We start from the raw sequence: 15,303 nt of genomic DNA, 5'->3' as shown, positions 1-15,303 counted from the left end.
TATTAATGGAAAAAGACGTTAAGATTTTAGTTGTTGATGATGAAGAAAGAATTCGCCGCTTATTAAAAATGTACTTAGAGCGGGAAGATTATATTATAGATGAAGCCGAAGACGGAATTGAAGCTTTATCCAAAGCAACCTCTAACGAATATGATGTCATTCTCCTTGATTTAATGATGCCAGGTAAAGATGGCATTGAGGTATGCCGCGAACTGCGTGAAAAGAAGGCTACACCCGTCATCATGCTGACGGCAAAAGGTGAAGAAGTAAATCGGGTGCAGGGCTTTGAAGTAGGAACAGATGACTATATTGTGAAGCCTTTCAGTCCAAGAGAGGTTGTTTTAAGAGTAAAGGCCCTATTAAGAAGAGCGTCTCAAACAAGCTTCTTGCAGACAGAACCAACTACAAAGGATGTCATTGTATTTCCTCATTTAACAATCGATAACGATGCCCACAGAGTAATGGCTGAGGGTAAAGAAGTCAGTTTAACACCAAAGGAATATGAATTGCTTTATTTCTTAGCAAAGGCACCTGATAAAGTATTTGATCGAGAGCAATTATTAAAAGAAGTCTGGCATTATGAATTTTTTGGCGACCTGCGCACAGTTGACACACATGTCAAACGTCTTCGGGAGAAGCTAAACAAAGTGTCTGAACAAGCCGCAAGAATGATTGTAACCGTTTGGGGTGTCGGCTACAAATTCGAGGTAACTAATGGATGACCTTTTTACGAAGTGTTGTTGGTAAGCTATGGTTTACCATTCTATTATTGGTTTCATTTGTTCTGTTTATTTTAACGGTTATGCTGCTTGAGTTTTTTCAAAACTATACGATTGAACAAACAAAGGAAGATTTAACCAATACAGCAGAAAAAATTGCCCGGATTTTAGAAGAACACCCTGATGAAAAGCAATCGATTGGACTGGAGATATCCTGGGAAGTAATAGACAAAGTGACCAAGGTAGTGATTATCAAAAATGATCATGAAGTTTATTACTCCCCAAACACGGAAAATCATCAAAAATTAACCATAGATGATATTAAGCATGATTCGGATTTATCAAAAGTATTTCATCAAAACATTACGGTGGAAAAGGTTTCAAATTTATCAACAAATAGCTCTCCTAATGATGAAAATGCCAATTATTCCATCATTGGTGTTCCGCTGCATCTGTCAGGAGATCATGGTGCTGTTTTTATTTATCAATCATTGGAAGTAATGAAGGATACGTCAAGGTCTACAACAAAGTTTATTTTACTCGTAGCTGGTGTTGCAATTGTTTTGACTACTATTTTCGCCTTCTTCTTATCAACAAGAATTACTGCGCCGCTTCGAAAAATGCGGGAAGCTGCCTTCGAGGTTGCTAGAGGTAAGTTCGATACAAAGGTTCCGATTCTCACACATGATGAAATCGGTGAACTGGCGACAGCCTTTAATCAAATGGGCAGACAATTGAAATTTAATATGAATGCCCTTAATCAAGAGAAAGAGCAGCTATCAAGCATTTTAAGCAGTATGGCCGATGGGGTTATCACCTTTAATCGGGATGGGACGATCCTGATTACCAATCCTCCTGGGGATCGGTTTCTTCAATATTGGTATTATGAAAAAGGCGGCAGTACCGGTTCCGAAGCTATTCCGACTCAAGTGATGGAGCTGTTCCAAAAGGCAGTAGAAACGGAAACAGAGCAAATGGGAGAAATATCGGTTCAAGGGCGTCATTGGGTGATCCTTGTAACGCCGCTGTACAGTAATCGATTTATCCGCGGTGCAGTTGCAGTCCTTAGGGATATGACCGAGGAACGACTCCTGGATAAAATGCGAAAAGATTTCATTGCAAATGTTTCACATGAACTTAGAACTCCTATTTCAATGCTGCAGGGCTATAGTGAAGCGATTGTAGATGATATTGCTGAATCCCAGGAAGAGAAGAAAGAAATGGCAAAAGTCATTTACGACGAATCGCTCCGAATGGGCCGCCTGGTAAATGAACTGCTTGATCTGGCGCGAATGGAAGCAGGTCATATTCAATTAACAATGGAAGAAATTAATCTTTCAACCTTTGTTAAACGGATTATTCATAAGTTCCAAGGATTAGCTAAAGATAATGATATTTATTTAGCTGCCGAAATTGAAAGTGGAATTGAAACCTTCTACCTTGATCCTGACCGAATTGAACAGGTTCTCACAAATTTAATAGATAACGCAATAAGGCATACCCCAAAAGGCGGGTCCGTTAAATTAACGCTTGGACTAGAGGATAAGGGGATTCGATTGAATGTGCAGGATTCAGGATCCGGGATTCCGGAAGAAGATCTGCCATTTGTCTTTGAACGCTTTTATAAGGCTGATAAAGCTAGAACGAGAGGGAAGTCAGGAACAGGTCTAGGACTTGCCATCGCTAAAAACATTATCGACGCCCATAAAGGCGCAATTTCAGTTCATAGCAAGCTTGGTCAAGGAACGACATTTTCCTTCTTTTTGCCTCGAAAATAGGAAGATATAAAAGGTTTTTGGCGATTGTTCTTGATTCACGGGAAACATTTAAAAGATCATCTAATCTTAAGATGATTCTTTTAAATGTTTTTTCTTTTTGTTTTTCTAAAAAGCACCTTCCTTTTTTTTGAATTACAGTCTATATTTAATAGATGAAACCTTTAATACATATATAACGACTAATATAATGAACGGGGAGGGGAAATGATGGACTCCGTTTTCGAAGAGCTTTATAAAAAATACCACCAAGATGTTTTTCAATTTTTATTTTATATGGTTAGAAACAGGGAACAGGCAGAGGATTTAGTTCAAGAGGTTTATATAAGAGTTTTTAAGTCCTACAATCGGTTTGAAGGAAAGAGCAGTGAGAAAACATGGCTTTTTTCAATCGCTCGGAATGTCGCCATTGATTATTTCCGCAAACAAAAAGGCTGGAAAGACAAACTGATGGAAAAATTCGATTGGTCAACAAGCCAGGTAAGAGATAATGACCCTATACCGGAGGAAATTACTGTTCAAAGGGAAGAAATTCAATGGGTATATAAATGTTTAGAGTATTGTACGGTCGATCAAAGGGCGGTTATTATTTTGCGTTTTTTACAAGATTTATCCATCACCGAAACTGCGCAGGCGTTGGGGTGGACGGAAAGTAAGGTGAAAACAACGCAGCATCGCTCGTTAAAGCAGATTAAGAAACATATGGAAACCTTGTATGCAAAGGAGGGAGTAACCAGTGAAAAAGTCAGAGTGGAGCGATAGAGAAATTGAGGAATTATTAAGGCAAATGCCAAAGATACAAGATCATCGCGATCCTCGTGACATTTACCAAAATCTTTCCTTTAAAAAGCGGAAATCGTTTCCGTGGGTAGTGCCAAGTATCGCGGCGGCTGCGGCATTATTTCTTATTATTATACTTGGGACCAAATTACTGGACGGACCAACGCCAAATTACTCTTTAGATCAGTCCAGTGAGAAAAAAACGGCTGAACAGCATATTACCATGAAAAAAGAGGATTCTTCAGCAAAGGATAAATCATTATCGCGAACAGAGAATTTTGATCGAATGAGTGAAGGTCCGCTGAAAACCGCCGTTTATGAAGATGAAATCGGAAACGGCAAAGTAATTACCTACTGGATTCCAGACTCGCAAATCCAGAACTTAATTCCTGTATCAACAATCGTTAAAGAACCGCAAAATAAATCATGGCTGGATTTATTTAATGAGCACATGTCACAGTTGAAGGAAGACGCATGGGGCTTAAGTGAGTACTATCCCATTAACGGGGAATTCAAATATGATGAACAGAAGCAAATTCTTGAAGTAAATGTTTCGGAAGACCATCAGTACGGTCAAGGGGCTAGTAATGAGCAATTTCTTGATATTATTAAAAAAGATATAGCATCCAATAGCAATGTGAAAAAGGTTAAATTGTTCACAAATGGGAAACCGGGAATTGAATTTGGTAATACCGGAATTAAATATGAGCTGAATATTCAACCAGAAAAAAACCATGGTTATTTATTTTATTACCCTGATCAACATGAAGTGCCATATCTTGTACCAACGAATGATTCGTTTAAAACGATTAAGGATGCAATCGCAGCCATGAAAAAAGATGATCAAACTTATGGGCTCAAAAAATCCATGCATCTTGAACTGCGTGATAAGGATATGACAATTCAAAAAAATACGTTACATGTATCTGTGGAAGAAAATGCCCAATTAAAGAATGACCAGCTTACATTGTTTTCCTATGAGGCATTATTATTAACCGCTAAAGAATTCGGTATAGAAAAAGTGATGGTTAACAATGCTCCTATAAAAAATATTGGGCCATTTGATCTTTCTAAAGAAAACAAGGTACCAATTGCACCGAACCTGCGTAATGTAGAATAAAGTTTTTAAATCAACCATTTTGGTTGATTTTCTTTTTGGCTGACTAGATTCAGCGCCTAGCCCCTCGCGATCACAGTCAATCCGTCCAAAAGGTTAAAAAGAACCTTTCGACCGGCCTCTATTGTACTTGTCGGGGCTGACCCAGGCGCTTACGCTTTTCTTGTTTTTTTTTGTATAAAATAGCTGTTGTCTCCAAATTATAACAAATATGTTCTGTCCGCCTCTGTGTAATGTTCTAAATAAGAATTATTGAACATATCGTGAGGAGGAGAGTAATGATTTTAAGGAGGAAATTGGAAAGAAAATGCGTGATTACATAAGGAGATTTCTAATTGCCATTATTATGGCGCTTTGTGTAAGTCTGTTATTTTTAGGCGGGAAACACTCGCAAGCAGCCGATTTACCTGATTCAACGGGTCATACTCATTGGATATGGCCCGCTGATGGTGTTGTTTCGGATACATTTGGAACAAGAATGGGAAAACATAAAGGAATTGATATTGCTGGTAACATGGATACCCCTATTCTTTCTGTGGAGGATGGGATTGTGGAGAAATCCTATTTCTCCGATACATATGGACATGTAATATTTATTAAGCATCCAAAAAATTACGTAACAGTATATGCCCATTTAAACAAACGCTTCGTAAAAGAAGGGCAAAAGATTAACCAAGGCCAAGTGATTGGCAAGATGGGTCAAACTGGACAAGCTACCGGTACACATCTGCATTTTGAGTCACACCAAATGGAGTGGAGATATGATAAGAAGTACGCCATAGATCCTGAAAAATTATTAGGCAATACCGAAGTTGGAGAATTTGTCCGCGGCGGGGTAGCCAGTAATGGAGTTATTATGGTAAGCTCACCGGTACGTGAAAGGGCAGAAAATAATGCAGTAAAACAGGTAAAAGCCAGTAAATATATTGTCCAATCAGGCGATACATTATATTCAATTGCGATAAAGAAGAATTCGACTGTTGCCAGAATTAAAGAGATAAATGGTTTAACTTCGGACTTAATCAAGCCAAATCAAGTGTTAATTATGAAGTAGGAGTTCAAATCCGCAGACCTAATAGTCTGCGGATTTTTCTTTGTCCCTATAATTAGAAAGAAACTGAAACGTATTGATGACTTTTGCTTAACAAAAGTGGGTTTTTTCAGTATAATAAGGTTGTAATTTCATATCGATCTATCTTCGGGGCAGGGTGAAATTCCCGATCGGCGGTATTAGAGGTACTCTTAAGCCCGCGAGCCTTTTTAAAGGCAGGATTTGGTGAGATTCCAAAGCCGACAGTATAGTCTGGATGGGAGAAGATGGAGGTTCTGCGGACGTTCAAAAAATTTTATTGATTGGACGTTTATTAAGCGTGCCTTAAATTTCTCCCTCAAGTATGCATCTTGAGGGATATTTTATTTTGTGCGTCTGAATGCTGAACCTCTCTTCCTAACATGATGGATCAAAAAAGGAGAGAGGAAGATGAAAAAGATGGGGAACACAAAGATCAGGGTAATGGTATCAATCGGAATGCTCAGCAGTATCGCCTATTTATTAATGCTTTTAAATTTCCCGATGCCGCCATTTCAAAGTTTCTTATTAGTGGATTTTAGTGATGTACCGGCACTGATTGCTGCTTTAATATTTGGGCCAATTGCTGGGATATTAGTTGAGTTTTTCAAAAATTTTCTTGATTTTGTCATGACTGGCAGTCCAACAGGAGTTCCAGTAGGACATATTGCTAATTTCCTTGCAGGAGTTTTGTTTATATTGCCTACTTATTATGTTTATAACAAGCTTAATACGAAAAAAGGGATGACAATAGGTTTAATCACTGGAACGGCTACAATGTCCATATTAATGAGTATTTTAAACTACTATTTCATTTTACCGGCCTATACGGCTTTAATGGGTTTTCCAGATTTACGCTCTTATGTTGTAGCTGGAATACTGCCTTTTAATATTATTAAGGGAATTATGATTTCAATCCTCTTTATGTTGTTATTCATCCGGATGCAGAATTGGATTAATAAATTATCTGTTGTCAAACATGTTTAATAATAATAAAAGCAGCCATTGCAAAGTGGCTGCTTTTTAATTGTAGTGAAAAAAGGACATATAAAAACCCTCGCTTTAAAGGGCGAGGGCAGCAGCTTAAAATATCTACAAGCTAAATATTATTCGAATTTTGTTGGATTGCCATCAAATGGTTCGTCAGCAACCTTGATTGAATCAGTTGGGCAGCCTTCGAATGCATCCATCATGTCATCGATTAAAACATCTGGAATTTCAACAATTCCTTCGTTATCGTCAAGAGTTACGAATGCAATTCCTTCATCATCGTAATCATAAATGTCAGGTGCAGCAGCGCCGCATGCGCCACACGCGATGCATGTTTCCTTATCAACAATAGTGTACTTAGCCATCAAAAAAACCTCCCAGTGATATTTCAAAAAGAATTATAATCTGTTTACCTGCTTAAAAAGCTCGTAAACGCTTTTCTCCCCTCTATTGTAAAACTGTATCGATAACTTTTCAATAGAAAAATAATTATTAACGCTTGGGTTTGTATTTTTTCGTAACTTCCTTATTTTTGAGCAACAAGATTCCTCATTTCATGTTAAAATATATAAAGGTTTTAGACGGAAAATGTCGAAACGATTAAAAATGTGGTGATTTGAAATGGCGCAAGGTAATGCCATAATTCTTTATTGCTTAAAGCAGTTGAAAAGCGAAAGAACTATTTATTCTATTTATCACCTGCTAAAAGGGAAAAAATCTTCTCAGACAATACAGGATGCCCATTTATTTAGTTTGAAAAAGTTTTTCGGAATTTTTGATTTTTTGACACGGGATGCTTTTGACCAAATGATTGAAACACTTCAAGCTCAAAAGCTTATATACAATTGCGGTGAGCAGCAGTTTCTGCTGACTTCTATGGGAGAGGCACATTTAAATAATATTCCAATCCCACGGGAATTAAACGGCTGGGAATATCATCAGGTATCGGAAAAGTTTTGGAGAAGACTTTCTTTGTTAATTCAGGTAGTATCAAACCTTGAATATCAAGAAACAAACTACATACCGATCCAAAAAAATAAAGATATCCATATATGGTTGAAATCCGTTCTTATACAAATAAAGGTCTCGAAAAAGGAAATCGGCGCTAAGATTTATGCGGAGCTAATTGAATGTTTCAGGCAAAATCAAGAAATTGACCCTTCTATATTGATATTCCGCTTATCAGGATATCAACAAATTGGATTAACCCCAATGCAGGCAGCGCAAAAATTCTCAATGGATTTTTATGATTATCACCTGCAATTCATCAATATTATTCATTACATGATTCGTAAGGTAGGTCAGGAACCTAAACGATTTGCATTACTTGTGCATCTTTATAATGGATTGATACAGCAGAATGAGCTAACTCAGTCCTCTAAAAAAACGTGGCAGCTATTATCTCAAGGTCATTCCATTGAAACAATTGCCCATATACGCCGGTTAAAATTAAGTACGATTGAAGACCATCTTGTTGAGATTGCCTTACATTTTAACGAATTTCCAATTGATTCTTATGTTGACCAAACATTACAAGAAGAAATTATAACGATTTCCAAACGTATAGCATCTAAACAATTGAAGCTGATAAAAGAGCATGTGAGGCAGGCAAGTTATTTTCAAATCAGGCTTGTTCTGGCAAAGTATGGTGGTTAAACAATGGAATTAGAGAAATTATTAAAAAAATATTTCGGATATTCGACTTTTAAGACAGGACAAAAGGAAGTCATTTCGGCAATTATAAATGGAGAGCATACATTAGCCATGCTGCCCACGGGAACGGGGAAATCATTATGCTACCAGCTGCCAGGATATATCTTTGAGGGGCAAATATTAATTATCTCACCGCTTCTTTCGCTTATGCAGGATCAAGTGGAGCAAATGAAACGGCTGGGAGAAAAGCGGGTCGTTGCCCTGAATTCATTTCTTAGCCATCAAGAAAAAGAAGAGGTGCTAAGGGTATTAAATAAATATAAATTTATTTTTATTTCACCAGAAATGCTGCGTGTTCCTTATATTATAAAAAGACTTCAAGGCTTATCCCTTTCTTTATTTGTCGTTGATGAAGCCCATTGTATTTCCCAATGGGGTTATGACTTTCGCCCGGACTATTCCAAATTGGGGGAGATTCGAAAGCTGCTCGGGAGCCCTTTGACACTTGCCTTGACGGCAACAGCAACCGTTAAGGTGCGTCAAGATATTATTCAATCGCTTGGACTGACAAAGGTGACAAAAGTAGAATCAACGATAGACCGACCCAATATCGCGTTTTACGTAGAAGAGATTGCAGATTATCGTGATAAAGAAAAACGGATCCTTGCCCTTGTTAACGAACTGCAAAAGCCAGGTATCATTTATTTTTCAAGTAAGAAGGCTGCAGAGCACATGGCAGATCTTCTTGCAAATGAGCTGAACTTTCGCTCAAGTGTTTATCACGGTGGTTTAGAACAAGATACAAGAATATTGATTCAACAGCAATTTATTCATAATCAGCTCGATATCATTTGTGCAACGAGTGCATTTGGTATGGGAGTTAATAAAGGCAATATCCGATTTGTTATCCACTATCACATGCCGATGCAAATGGAATCCTATTTACAGGAGATTGGCAGAGCGGGGCGTGATGGCGCCCCAAGCATTGCAATCTTATTATATTCACCGGGAGACGAACAGCTGCCTATCCAATTGGCCGAAGCGGAATTGCCTTCAGAGCAGCAAATTGATTGGTTGTTTTCCAGGCCTGATTTCAACCAGATGACATCTGACGGAGCATTTGTGCTGTCTGAAACATTAAAAGAGCTTGGTGGTTTCAATGAGGTACAAGGTAGGATTATCGAGGAATTGGTTAATCGTTCTAACCAAGAGATAAGCAGTTTGCAGTTAAAAGAATTCGTTAAAGGTTTTACGAAAAAAAGATTACAAGCAAAAAGAAATCATATTTTTCAAATGAAGCAGTGGGTTGAAGTAAAAAACTGCAGACGTAAATATATTATGGAATATTTTGATGACCGTTTAGCAACAGATGTTAACCTATGCTGTGATCGATGCGGCTTGGATTTAACTCATTTTCACTCGGCTAATGCTCACCAGCTGCTTGATGCAGGTGACGGTACATGGATCGAATATCTGCGGAAACTATTATTCAATAGCGAGATGAGTAAATGAAAAATAAATATAACGAAATCATTTCCAGTTTATCAGATAAAGAATTGCTTTATCATTTATATTTAACCCAAGCAATCATCCTTGCTATTTCGTTGTTTCTTGGATGGATCTTATTTGATGAGTTTTCTTTTTTAGATCATTTTCGCTTAAATGACCCTAATATTCTAAAGGTAGGTTTTACGGCAGGAATTGCTGTGGTCATTTTTGATATTGTCATGATGAAATGGCTTCCGCGGCATTTTTATAATGATGGCGGTTTAAATGAAAGGATTTTTAAAAAACGGAATTCTTTTCATATTATTTTCATTGCTGCAGTTGTCGCTTTTAGCGAGGAATTATTATTTCGCGGGATCATACAAACATCGGCAGGGTTAATGCTGGCAAGTATCATTTTTGCTATTATTCATTATCGTTATCTTTTTAATTTGTATTTATTTGTAAATATTGTGTTACTCAGTTTTTTGATCGGTTTGATTTACGAATGGACTGGAAATTTTGCAGTGACCATTATGATGCATTTTGTCATAGATTTTTGTTTAGGTATATATATAAAATATACACGTTCACCGAAAATGGAAGATGAATAGGATAAACGAGGAGGGGGCTGTCATTATGAATAGTGAAGAACCATATAGAGAACAAGCCGAACGATTAAAGCAGCGGATTCAAAAAATTAATGATACTACCAAAGTTGATGACCATCTGCCGCCTCGGGAGCAGCTCCACCGCCGCAAGAAAAAGAAAATGAAATGGAAACTTAAATATCCGGTTATTCGGCTGTTGGTGCTATTTTTTGTCTTACTTCCTGTGATTATTTTTAGTGCGATTTCTTATCTTGATGGTAAAAAAATGAATCATGTAGAAAAGACAAATGTCAGTCCTGTTGGTTATGAAACAATCAATCTCGACCACTCGGGTGACGAGGATGAAATAAATCAAGAAGAACAACCTGATGAACCGGACGTTCAAGAAAAAGATGATCTCGAGAAGTCTGATGATAAGGCGGTTAAACAAGAGCAGCAAAAAGTAGAGGGGACTACCAGAATGAATGAAGTCAGTCCTGCCAGTCAAAAGCCAGCTTCCATAGTCAATGAACCAGAAAAGAATATAACCAAACGGGCAGAGTCAGACACAACAAAGCAGCAAGCCGTTCCAAAAAAGGAAACAAGAATCATTTATCATAAGGTACAGCCGAAAGAAACGCTTTATCGTATTGCGATGACATACTACCATTCTCCAAAAGGAATGGCAACAATCAAGGAAGCTAATCATATGAGCAGTGACCAGGTAAATGCCGGACAGGTATTGAAAATTCCCGTAAATAATTAACCGACCATTTTTTTGGCCGGTTTTTTTGTTGGAAAAACATAATTTGAGGGACAAGTTCATATGTTTAATAGGGAGAATGGAGGGGGAACAATGGATGCTCCAATTCAGTTGTTAGAAAACACGGACCCTGCAACAAAGCAGATGTTAGAAAACCTAAGAAAAAGAAAAGAGAAATTTGACATTGCTGAAAAACGTCATTTTTTTGCAATCTATGGAACACTAGGTATGGCATTCTTGTTCTTTTGTTATTTTTATTTTAACATTGCGCAGCACTATTCCTATTCTTTTTTTGCTATGTTTTCAGCTTCGTTAAACAATACGGTAAATATGTTTTTATTAGCGATGACGTTGATTAGCTATGGGACGATGAATGTCCTCCGGCAGCAGAAAGATAAAAAAGAAAAGGAATACCAAGAGTTAAGGTGCGAAATCGTCGACCGCAGCAAGGACTTATGGAAACGGGAAGAGGAATGGAAGAATCGTCATCTAATCTTTGAAGTGATGAAAAAACACTATGATATCAATCTTTATCACGAAAAAAAATAAGAGGCAGAATTAAACTGCCTCTTAAAAGATTTTCTTCTTTCCTTGTTCATCCTTTAATATTTCAACAGCTTCTCGGAATCGCTGGGCATGAATGATTTCCCGTTCCCGTAAAAAACGTAAGCTGTCATTTATATCTGGATCATCACTCATATTGATAATCCATTGATACGTGGCTCTAGCCTTTTCTTCGGCGGCAATATCCTCATATAGATCGGCAATCGGGTCCCCTTTTGCTTGAATGTATGTGGCGGTCCATGGGACACCGCCGGCATTTTCGTAATATAGTGCTTTTTCATGGTTAGCATAATGTGCGCCTAAACCGGCAGCCTTCATCTGTTCAGGTGTTGCATCCTTTGTTAATTTGTAGACCATTGTCGCAATCATTTCGAGATGGGCAAACTCTTCTGTTCCAATATCCGTTAACAAACCAATAACTTTATCGGGGATTGTATAGCGCTGGTTTAAGTATCTTAACGCAGCAGCCAGTTCACCATCCGCGCCGCCGTATTGCTCAATTAAAAATTTTGCTAGCATCGGGTTACATGTACTAACGCGAACCGGATATTGCAGCTTTTTTTCATATATCCACATAGATTCTTATCCCTCCCAATCTGCCAAAATAAAGGTATCGCTAACCGGGTGCTTCCGCTTTTAAACCTGCCACGGCCATGGGGAGTTATCCCAATTCCAGGGGTGTCCGGAATAACTGTTGCCAAATTGCTGTAACGGTCCAAATTGACTTTCGAACTGCTTTTTAATTCGTTTTCGTTCCTGTACATAGTGATTAAATTGATTGACCGCATCAAGGTCATCATTATGGGTATCCAAATAAAGGGTAAGCTCGACTAATACAAAATCAACAGCTTGCAGCTGCTCCATTAATTGATAATATTCAGCTGGTACTTGTTTCATGGCGACTGCCTCCTCTTTCCTTGCTCATAAGGACCATACCAAGGATCATAAAAGGCTTTCCAAAGCGTACCGGCTCTTAGTGCTTCCATTGGAGAAAATTGCGGCAAATTTGGCGGTTGAAACCCCATATATAAATGCGGCGGAGTAGAATAGGTTTTTTCGAGTAATGGTTGACAGGGATCATATGGACTTACGTAAGGATGATAGGTTTTGAGGTGAGTATTCATTCGTTACCCTCCCTTAATATTCAGCATCATTTAAACATATGATTTCATTTATTATAAAATGACATAAATCATTACGAAATAAGAGGGTATTTAACAGTCATGTCGAAGTATAATAAGGTGAAAGTACTATACTCTAGAGGTGATGGGATATGTTTGTAAAACATATAATGATACCAAAGTATGAATGTATTACTGCCCAAGAAAATGACACGTTAAAAGCTGCCTTGGATAAGCTGGAGCAGCATCAAATTGACGGACTCCCGGTTTTGCAGGGTGAACGCTATCTAGGTGTAGTCACACGATATGGTATATTCCAAAATTTTTTTAATTCTAACAAACAAAAGGAAGATTACCTCACGACAACCTTTATGAAAGACATTGCGACTCACCATGACCAATACTTAATTGGTACGGAACTGTTCGAGAGAACCATGCTTGATTTAAAGGATTTTCCTCTGCTTGCGGTTGTCGATGAAAATCATGTCTTTCAAGGCGTGGTTACCCGTTCGGATGTATTGGGTTCCTTTGAAAGTGCATTTGGAGTAAATCGTCCAGGAGTTAGAATTGCCTTTACATCTGTGGAAACGGAAGGAAGAATTGCCCGTCTTTCTGAAATTGCTCATCATTTTCATGAGCATATCATCTCACTAGTTACTTTCGATGAAACCGATAAATTGGTCCGAAGAATTGTCATGAAGATTGAAAAGAAAGATAATATCGATAAATTCGTTAAGAAACTCGAAGAACATGGCTTCCGTATATTAAGTATTCAGGAAGTTTAGATATTTTAAAGGAGAAAGATTTTTCATCCCTCTCATACATTGTTATGGAGGGGTTTTTTGCCTTTAATGGAGTGGGTGACTCGGTTCAATTAGTTACATAAACTTTCAATTGTTTTCCTTTAAATTTTTGGTCAAAGTTTTCGTTATGTTATGATTTTTTTAGAAGGAATTGATCTTTGAAACGGGGCAATAGGATGATTATTATTATTTTACTTTTGTTTGGGGCAGGTATATGTCTGTTGTTATATATGCTGCATGAAGCTTTTCTAAATCATGTGGTAGAGCATGATTTTTGTTTTCCTGATTTTCCGGAATCATTTGGAAAACTGACAATCTTCTTTATCTCCGATATCCATCGGCGCACGATATCAGATAAAATTATTAATATGGTAAAAGGGAGAGCAGACCTCGTTGTAATCGGCGGAGATTTAATGGAAAAGGGAGTACCTTTCAAAAGAGTCAAAACCAATTTACGTAAATTGCAGCAAATAGGCCCAGTCTACTTTGTCTGGGGCAATAATGATTATGAAATAAATTATCATAAATTAGTAAAAATGATGGCTGAGTTAAAAATTAAGATATTAAGTAATTCGGCAGTTACATTAAAATCTAAAAAAGGAGAGAAGTTATTTCTTCTTGGAGTTGATGATCTTGGCCAAGAGCGGGACCGGCTGGATTGGGCTCTTAAGGAAACCGATTATGATGGGTTTAAAATCCTAATCAGCCACTATCCAGCCATTACAGAAAAAGTTCTTCCCGAACATAAAATAAGCTTGGTATTAAGCGGCCATACACATGGCGGTCAAATTCATATCTTAGGATATAGTCTGCAAAAAAGAGGCGGAGTAAAACAATTGGCAAATACAACCTTGCTAATTAGTAATGGGTACGGTACAACCGCCATTCCATTAAGATTAGGTGCACCGGCAGAGTGTCATTTGGTATCACTATCTCGAGGTTAATCAAGGTTTAATAAAGACAATCACAAACACACCCCCGAGGCATACACTAAAATCAACAGTAGTCATAAGCAGGGGGCTAAAACATGCGCTTAGAACGCTTAACAGCAAATAAGATAAAAATTTTTTTAACCTCTGATGATCTGATGGATCGGGGTCTTTCAAAGGAAGATATTTGGAAGGATGCAGGGAAATGGAATCAGCTTTTTCATGATATGCTCGAAGAGGCGAGTATAGAATTTAATGTGGAAATCCAAGGATCCGTAGCGGTTGAAGTGTTTTCCCTTCAAGCACAGGGAATGATTATGATCATTACCGTTGAGGAATTTAAAGACTCTGATGAAGTATTACATGACGGATTTATTGAAATGCAGGTTAGGGCCTGCGGCTTGGAAAAGCTATTATTTGAGTTTGTAGATTTCGAGGATATTATTAACGCAGCAAAGAGGCTTTCATCCATCTCCCTTTTTGGGGGCAGTGTGTATTCGATGAATAATCGCTACTATTTATTAATGGATCAATCAGAGACGGAAAAAAACAAAATGGCGGCATGTATTTTATCGGAGTTTGGGAATACCTCAATTCTAAGTCCACATATTCTCAGTGAATATGGAAGGGTCATAATAAAACAAAATGCGGTTGAAACAATCATCCAGCATTTTAAATAATATATCCTAGGATAATTTTTTTGCGGGAGAAGGGGAAAAGGTTTCCGGAAGTGGAGCCTTTTCCTAATGCCTTCCGTCAAGGATTTTGGTTCTTTTTTTTGCATTAGATGTTTGAAATTTATTATTATCTAAAAAATAAGAATGGCAACGATTACATATTCGTAAAATAAAACACAGAAAGCTAATTTTTGTTCTTGCATTAATCAATTAAAGGTGTATACTTGTGACTGAAAGCGGACAACATTCGTAAAAGTGATTTCTTAGG

Annotated in this window: 18 protein-coding genes and 1 riboswitch; of the genes, 14 read left to right on the top strand and 4 right to left on the bottom strand. The window is 37.7% G+C overall.

Going from position 1 to position 15,303, the window contains the following annotated elements; translation table 11 throughout:
- The first annotated feature begins 5 nt into the window (after positions 1-5).
- From A6749_RS03150 to A6749_RS03125, 6 genes are all read left to right on the top strand, one after another.
- Entirely contained in the window at positions 6-722 is a 717-nt protein-coding gene (locus A6749_RS03150) for a response regulator transcription factor (RefSeq protein WP_066385136.1), read from the top strand.
- Positions 719-2,497 (top strand): ATP-binding protein, encoded by a 1,779-nt coding sequence (locus A6749_RS03145; protein WP_066385134.1) that lies wholly within the window; start codon positions 719-721, stop codon positions 2,495-2,497. Before A6749_RS03150 ends, A6749_RS03145 begins: the two co-directional genes overlap by 4 nt.
- 207 nt (positions 2,498-2,704) lie before the next feature.
- Positions 2,705-3,256 carry an RNA polymerase sigma factor SigX gene (sigX, locus tag A6749_RS03140; protein WP_066385130.1) on the top strand — a complete coding sequence of 184 codons (552 nt, stop codon included), beginning with the start codon at positions 2,705-2,707 and terminating at the stop codon, positions 3,254-3,256.
- Positions 3,231-4,394 carry a hypothetical protein gene (locus A6749_RS03135; RefSeq protein WP_066385128.1) on the top strand — a complete coding sequence of 388 codons (1,164 nt, stop codon included), beginning with the start codon at positions 3,231-3,233 and terminating at the stop codon, positions 4,392-4,394. Before sigX ends, A6749_RS03135 begins: the two co-directional genes overlap by 26 nt.
- Positions 4,395-4,698: 304 nt before the next feature.
- Positions 4,699-5,445 (top strand): peptidoglycan DD-metalloendopeptidase family protein, encoded by a 747-nt coding sequence (locus A6749_RS03130; RefSeq protein ID WP_066385125.1) that lies wholly within the window; start codon positions 4,699-4,701, stop codon positions 5,443-5,445.
- A gap of 136 nt (positions 5,446-5,581) precedes the next feature.
- Positions 5,582-5,714, top strand: a riboswitch (FMN riboswitch).
- Between the two features lie 166 nt (positions 5,715-5,880).
- Positions 5,881-6,447: an ECF transporter S component gene (locus A6749_RS03125; RefSeq protein ID WP_407937525.1), complete on the top strand. Its 567-nt coding sequence runs from the start codon at positions 5,881-5,883 to the stop codon at positions 6,445-6,447.
- Positions 6,448-6,566: 119 nt separating this feature from the next.
- Here A6749_RS03125 and A6749_RS03120 read toward each other — a convergent pair whose 3' ends face one another.
- The gene (locus tag A6749_RS03120) at positions 6,567-6,815 is read right to left on the bottom strand and encodes a ferredoxin (RefSeq protein WP_042355233.1); all 249 of its coding nucleotides are present in this window, start codon (positions 6,813-6,815) and stop codon (positions 6,567-6,569) included.
- Positions 6,816-7,071: 256 nt separating this feature from the next.
- Between A6749_RS03120 and A6749_RS03115 the strand changes: the two genes are divergently transcribed.
- The 5 genes from A6749_RS03115 (at position 7,072) to A6749_RS03095 (ending at position 11,490) form a co-directional block, all read left to right on the top strand.
- Positions 7,072-8,106 carry a YpbB family protein gene (locus tag A6749_RS03115; protein ID WP_066385121.1) on the top strand — a complete coding sequence of 345 codons (1,035 nt, stop codon included), beginning with the start codon at positions 7,072-7,074 and terminating at the stop codon, positions 8,104-8,106.
- Positions 8,107-8,109: 3 nt separating this feature from the next.
- A complete protein-coding gene (locus A6749_RS03110; RefSeq protein ID WP_066385120.1) occupies positions 8,110-9,615 on the top strand; it encodes a RecQ family ATP-dependent DNA helicase in 1,506 nt (501 codons plus the stop codon).
- Entirely contained in the window at positions 9,612-10,202 is a 591-nt protein-coding gene (locus A6749_RS03105) for a CPBP family intramembrane glutamic endopeptidase (RefSeq protein ID WP_066385119.1), read from the top strand. The genes A6749_RS03110 and A6749_RS03105 overlap by 4 nt, the downstream gene beginning before the upstream one ends.
- A 25-nt stretch (positions 10,203-10,227) precedes the next feature.
- The gene (locus tag A6749_RS03100) at positions 10,228-10,944 is read left to right on the top strand and encodes a LysM peptidoglycan-binding domain-containing protein (protein WP_066385117.1); all 717 of its coding nucleotides are present in this window, start codon (positions 10,228-10,230) and stop codon (positions 10,942-10,944) included.
- A gap of 90 nt (positions 10,945-11,034) precedes the next feature.
- Positions 11,035-11,490 carry a YpbF family protein gene (locus tag A6749_RS03095; protein ID WP_066385113.1) on the top strand — a complete coding sequence of 152 codons (456 nt, stop codon included), beginning with the start codon at positions 11,035-11,037 and terminating at the stop codon, positions 11,488-11,490.
- Between the two features lie 21 nt (positions 11,491-11,511).
- On the opposite strand, the gene A6749_RS03090 is transcribed toward A6749_RS03095, so the two are convergent.
- From A6749_RS03090 to A6749_RS03080, 3 genes are read right to left on the bottom strand one after another with little or no spacing between them, the layout of a single operon-like run.
- On the bottom strand, positions 11,512-12,081 hold the full coding sequence (locus tag A6749_RS03090; RefSeq protein WP_066385111.1) for a manganese catalase family protein: 570 nt from the start codon (positions 12,079-12,081) through the stop codon (positions 11,512-11,514).
- A gap of 60 nt (positions 12,082-12,141) precedes the next feature.
- Entirely contained in the window at positions 12,142-12,402 is a 261-nt protein-coding gene (locus A6749_RS03085; RefSeq protein ID WP_066385109.1) for a spore coat protein CotJB, read from the bottom strand.
- Positions 12,399-12,629 carry a spore coat associated protein CotJA gene (locus A6749_RS03080; RefSeq protein WP_066385106.1) on the bottom strand — a complete coding sequence of 77 codons (231 nt, stop codon included), beginning with the start codon at positions 12,627-12,629 and terminating at the stop codon, positions 12,399-12,401. The genes A6749_RS03085 and A6749_RS03080 overlap by 4 nt, the downstream gene beginning before the upstream one ends.
- Before the next feature lie 149 nt (positions 12,630-12,778).
- Here A6749_RS03080 and A6749_RS03075 point away from each other — a divergent pair, with 149 nt between their 5' ends.
- From A6749_RS03075 to A6749_RS03065, 3 genes are all read left to right on the top strand, one after another.
- Positions 12,779-13,411 (top strand): CBS domain-containing protein, encoded by a 633-nt coding sequence (locus A6749_RS03075; protein WP_066385105.1) that lies wholly within the window; start codon positions 12,779-12,781, stop codon positions 13,409-13,411.
- Between the two features lie 194 nt (positions 13,412-13,605).
- Positions 13,606-14,373 (top strand): metallophosphoesterase, encoded by a 768-nt coding sequence (locus A6749_RS03070; protein ID WP_066385102.1) that lies wholly within the window; start codon positions 13,606-13,608, stop codon positions 14,371-14,373.
- A gap of 83 nt (positions 14,374-14,456) precedes the next feature.
- Complete coding sequence (locus A6749_RS03065; protein WP_066385100.1) at positions 14,457-15,038, top strand: genetic competence negative regulator; 582 nt, start codon at positions 14,457-14,459, stop codon at positions 15,036-15,038.
- The last annotated feature ends 265 nt before the right edge of the window (positions 15,039-15,303 follow it).

This window comes from Neobacillus mesonae (assembly GCF_001636315.1).
Lineage (GTDB): Bacteria > Bacillota > Bacilli > Bacillales > Cytobacillaceae > Neobacillus > Neobacillus mesonae.
This window is presented reverse-complemented; position numbering and strand designations above follow the sequence as displayed.

What these genes read in the sequence shown, in the direction of transcription:
- A6749_RS03105 (WP_066385119.1), top strand. Translation starts at nt 9,612, where the DNA reads ATGAAAAATAAATATAACGAAATCATTTCCAGTTTATCAGATAAAGAA.
- A6749_RS03120 (WP_042355233.1), bottom strand. Translation starts at nt 6,815, where the DNA reads ATGGCTAAGTACACTATTGTTGATAAGGAAACATGCATCGCGTGTGGC.
- A6749_RS03145 (WP_066385134.1), top strand. Translation starts at nt 719, where the DNA reads ATGACCTTTTTACGAAGTGTTGTTGGTAAGCTATGGTTTACCATTCTA.
- sigX (WP_066385130.1), top strand. Translation starts at nt 2,705, where the DNA reads ATGGACTCCGTTTTCGAAGAGCTTTATAAAAAATACCACCAAGATGTT.
- A6749_RS03085 (WP_066385109.1), bottom strand. Translation starts at nt 12,402, where the DNA reads ATGAAACAAGTACCAGCTGAATATTATCAATTAATGGAGCAGCTGCAA.
- A6749_RS03110 (WP_066385120.1), top strand. Translation starts at nt 8,110, where the DNA reads ATGGAATTAGAGAAATTATTAAAAAAATATTTCGGATATTCGACTTTT.
- A6749_RS03130 (WP_066385125.1), top strand. Translation starts at nt 4,699, where the DNA reads ATGCGTGATTACATAAGGAGATTTCTAATTGCCATTATTATGGCGCTT.
- A6749_RS03095 (WP_066385113.1), top strand. Translation starts at nt 11,035, where the DNA reads ATGGATGCTCCAATTCAGTTGTTAGAAAACACGGACCCTGCAACAAAG.
- A6749_RS03075 (WP_066385105.1), top strand. Translation starts at nt 12,779, where the DNA reads ATGTTTGTAAAACATATAATGATACCAAAGTATGAATGTATTACTGCC.
- A6749_RS03150 (WP_066385136.1), top strand. Translation starts at nt 6, where the DNA reads ATGGAAAAAGACGTTAAGATTTTAGTTGTTGATGATGAAGAAAGAATT.
- A6749_RS03065 (WP_066385100.1), top strand. Translation starts at nt 14,457, where the DNA reads ATGCGCTTAGAACGCTTAACAGCAAATAAGATAAAAATTTTTTTAACC.
- A6749_RS03090 (WP_066385111.1), bottom strand. Translation starts at nt 12,081, where the DNA reads ATGTGGATATATGAAAAAAAGCTGCAATATCCGGTTCGCGTTAGTACA.
- A6749_RS03080 (WP_066385106.1), bottom strand. Translation starts at nt 12,629, where the DNA reads ATGAATACTCACCTCAAAACCTATCATCCTTACGTAAGTCCATATGAT.
- A6749_RS03125 (WP_407937525.1), top strand. Translation starts at nt 5,881, where the DNA reads ATGGGGAACACAAAGATCAGGGTAATGGTATCAATCGGAATGCTCAGC.
- A6749_RS03070 (WP_066385102.1), top strand. Translation starts at nt 13,606, where the DNA reads ATGATTATTATTATTTTACTTTTGTTTGGGGCAGGTATATGTCTGTTG.
- A6749_RS03115 (WP_066385121.1), top strand. Translation starts at nt 7,072, where the DNA reads ATGGCGCAAGGTAATGCCATAATTCTTTATTGCTTAAAGCAGTTGAAA.
- A6749_RS03100 (WP_066385117.1), top strand. Translation starts at nt 10,228, where the DNA reads ATGAATAGTGAAGAACCATATAGAGAACAAGCCGAACGATTAAAGCAG.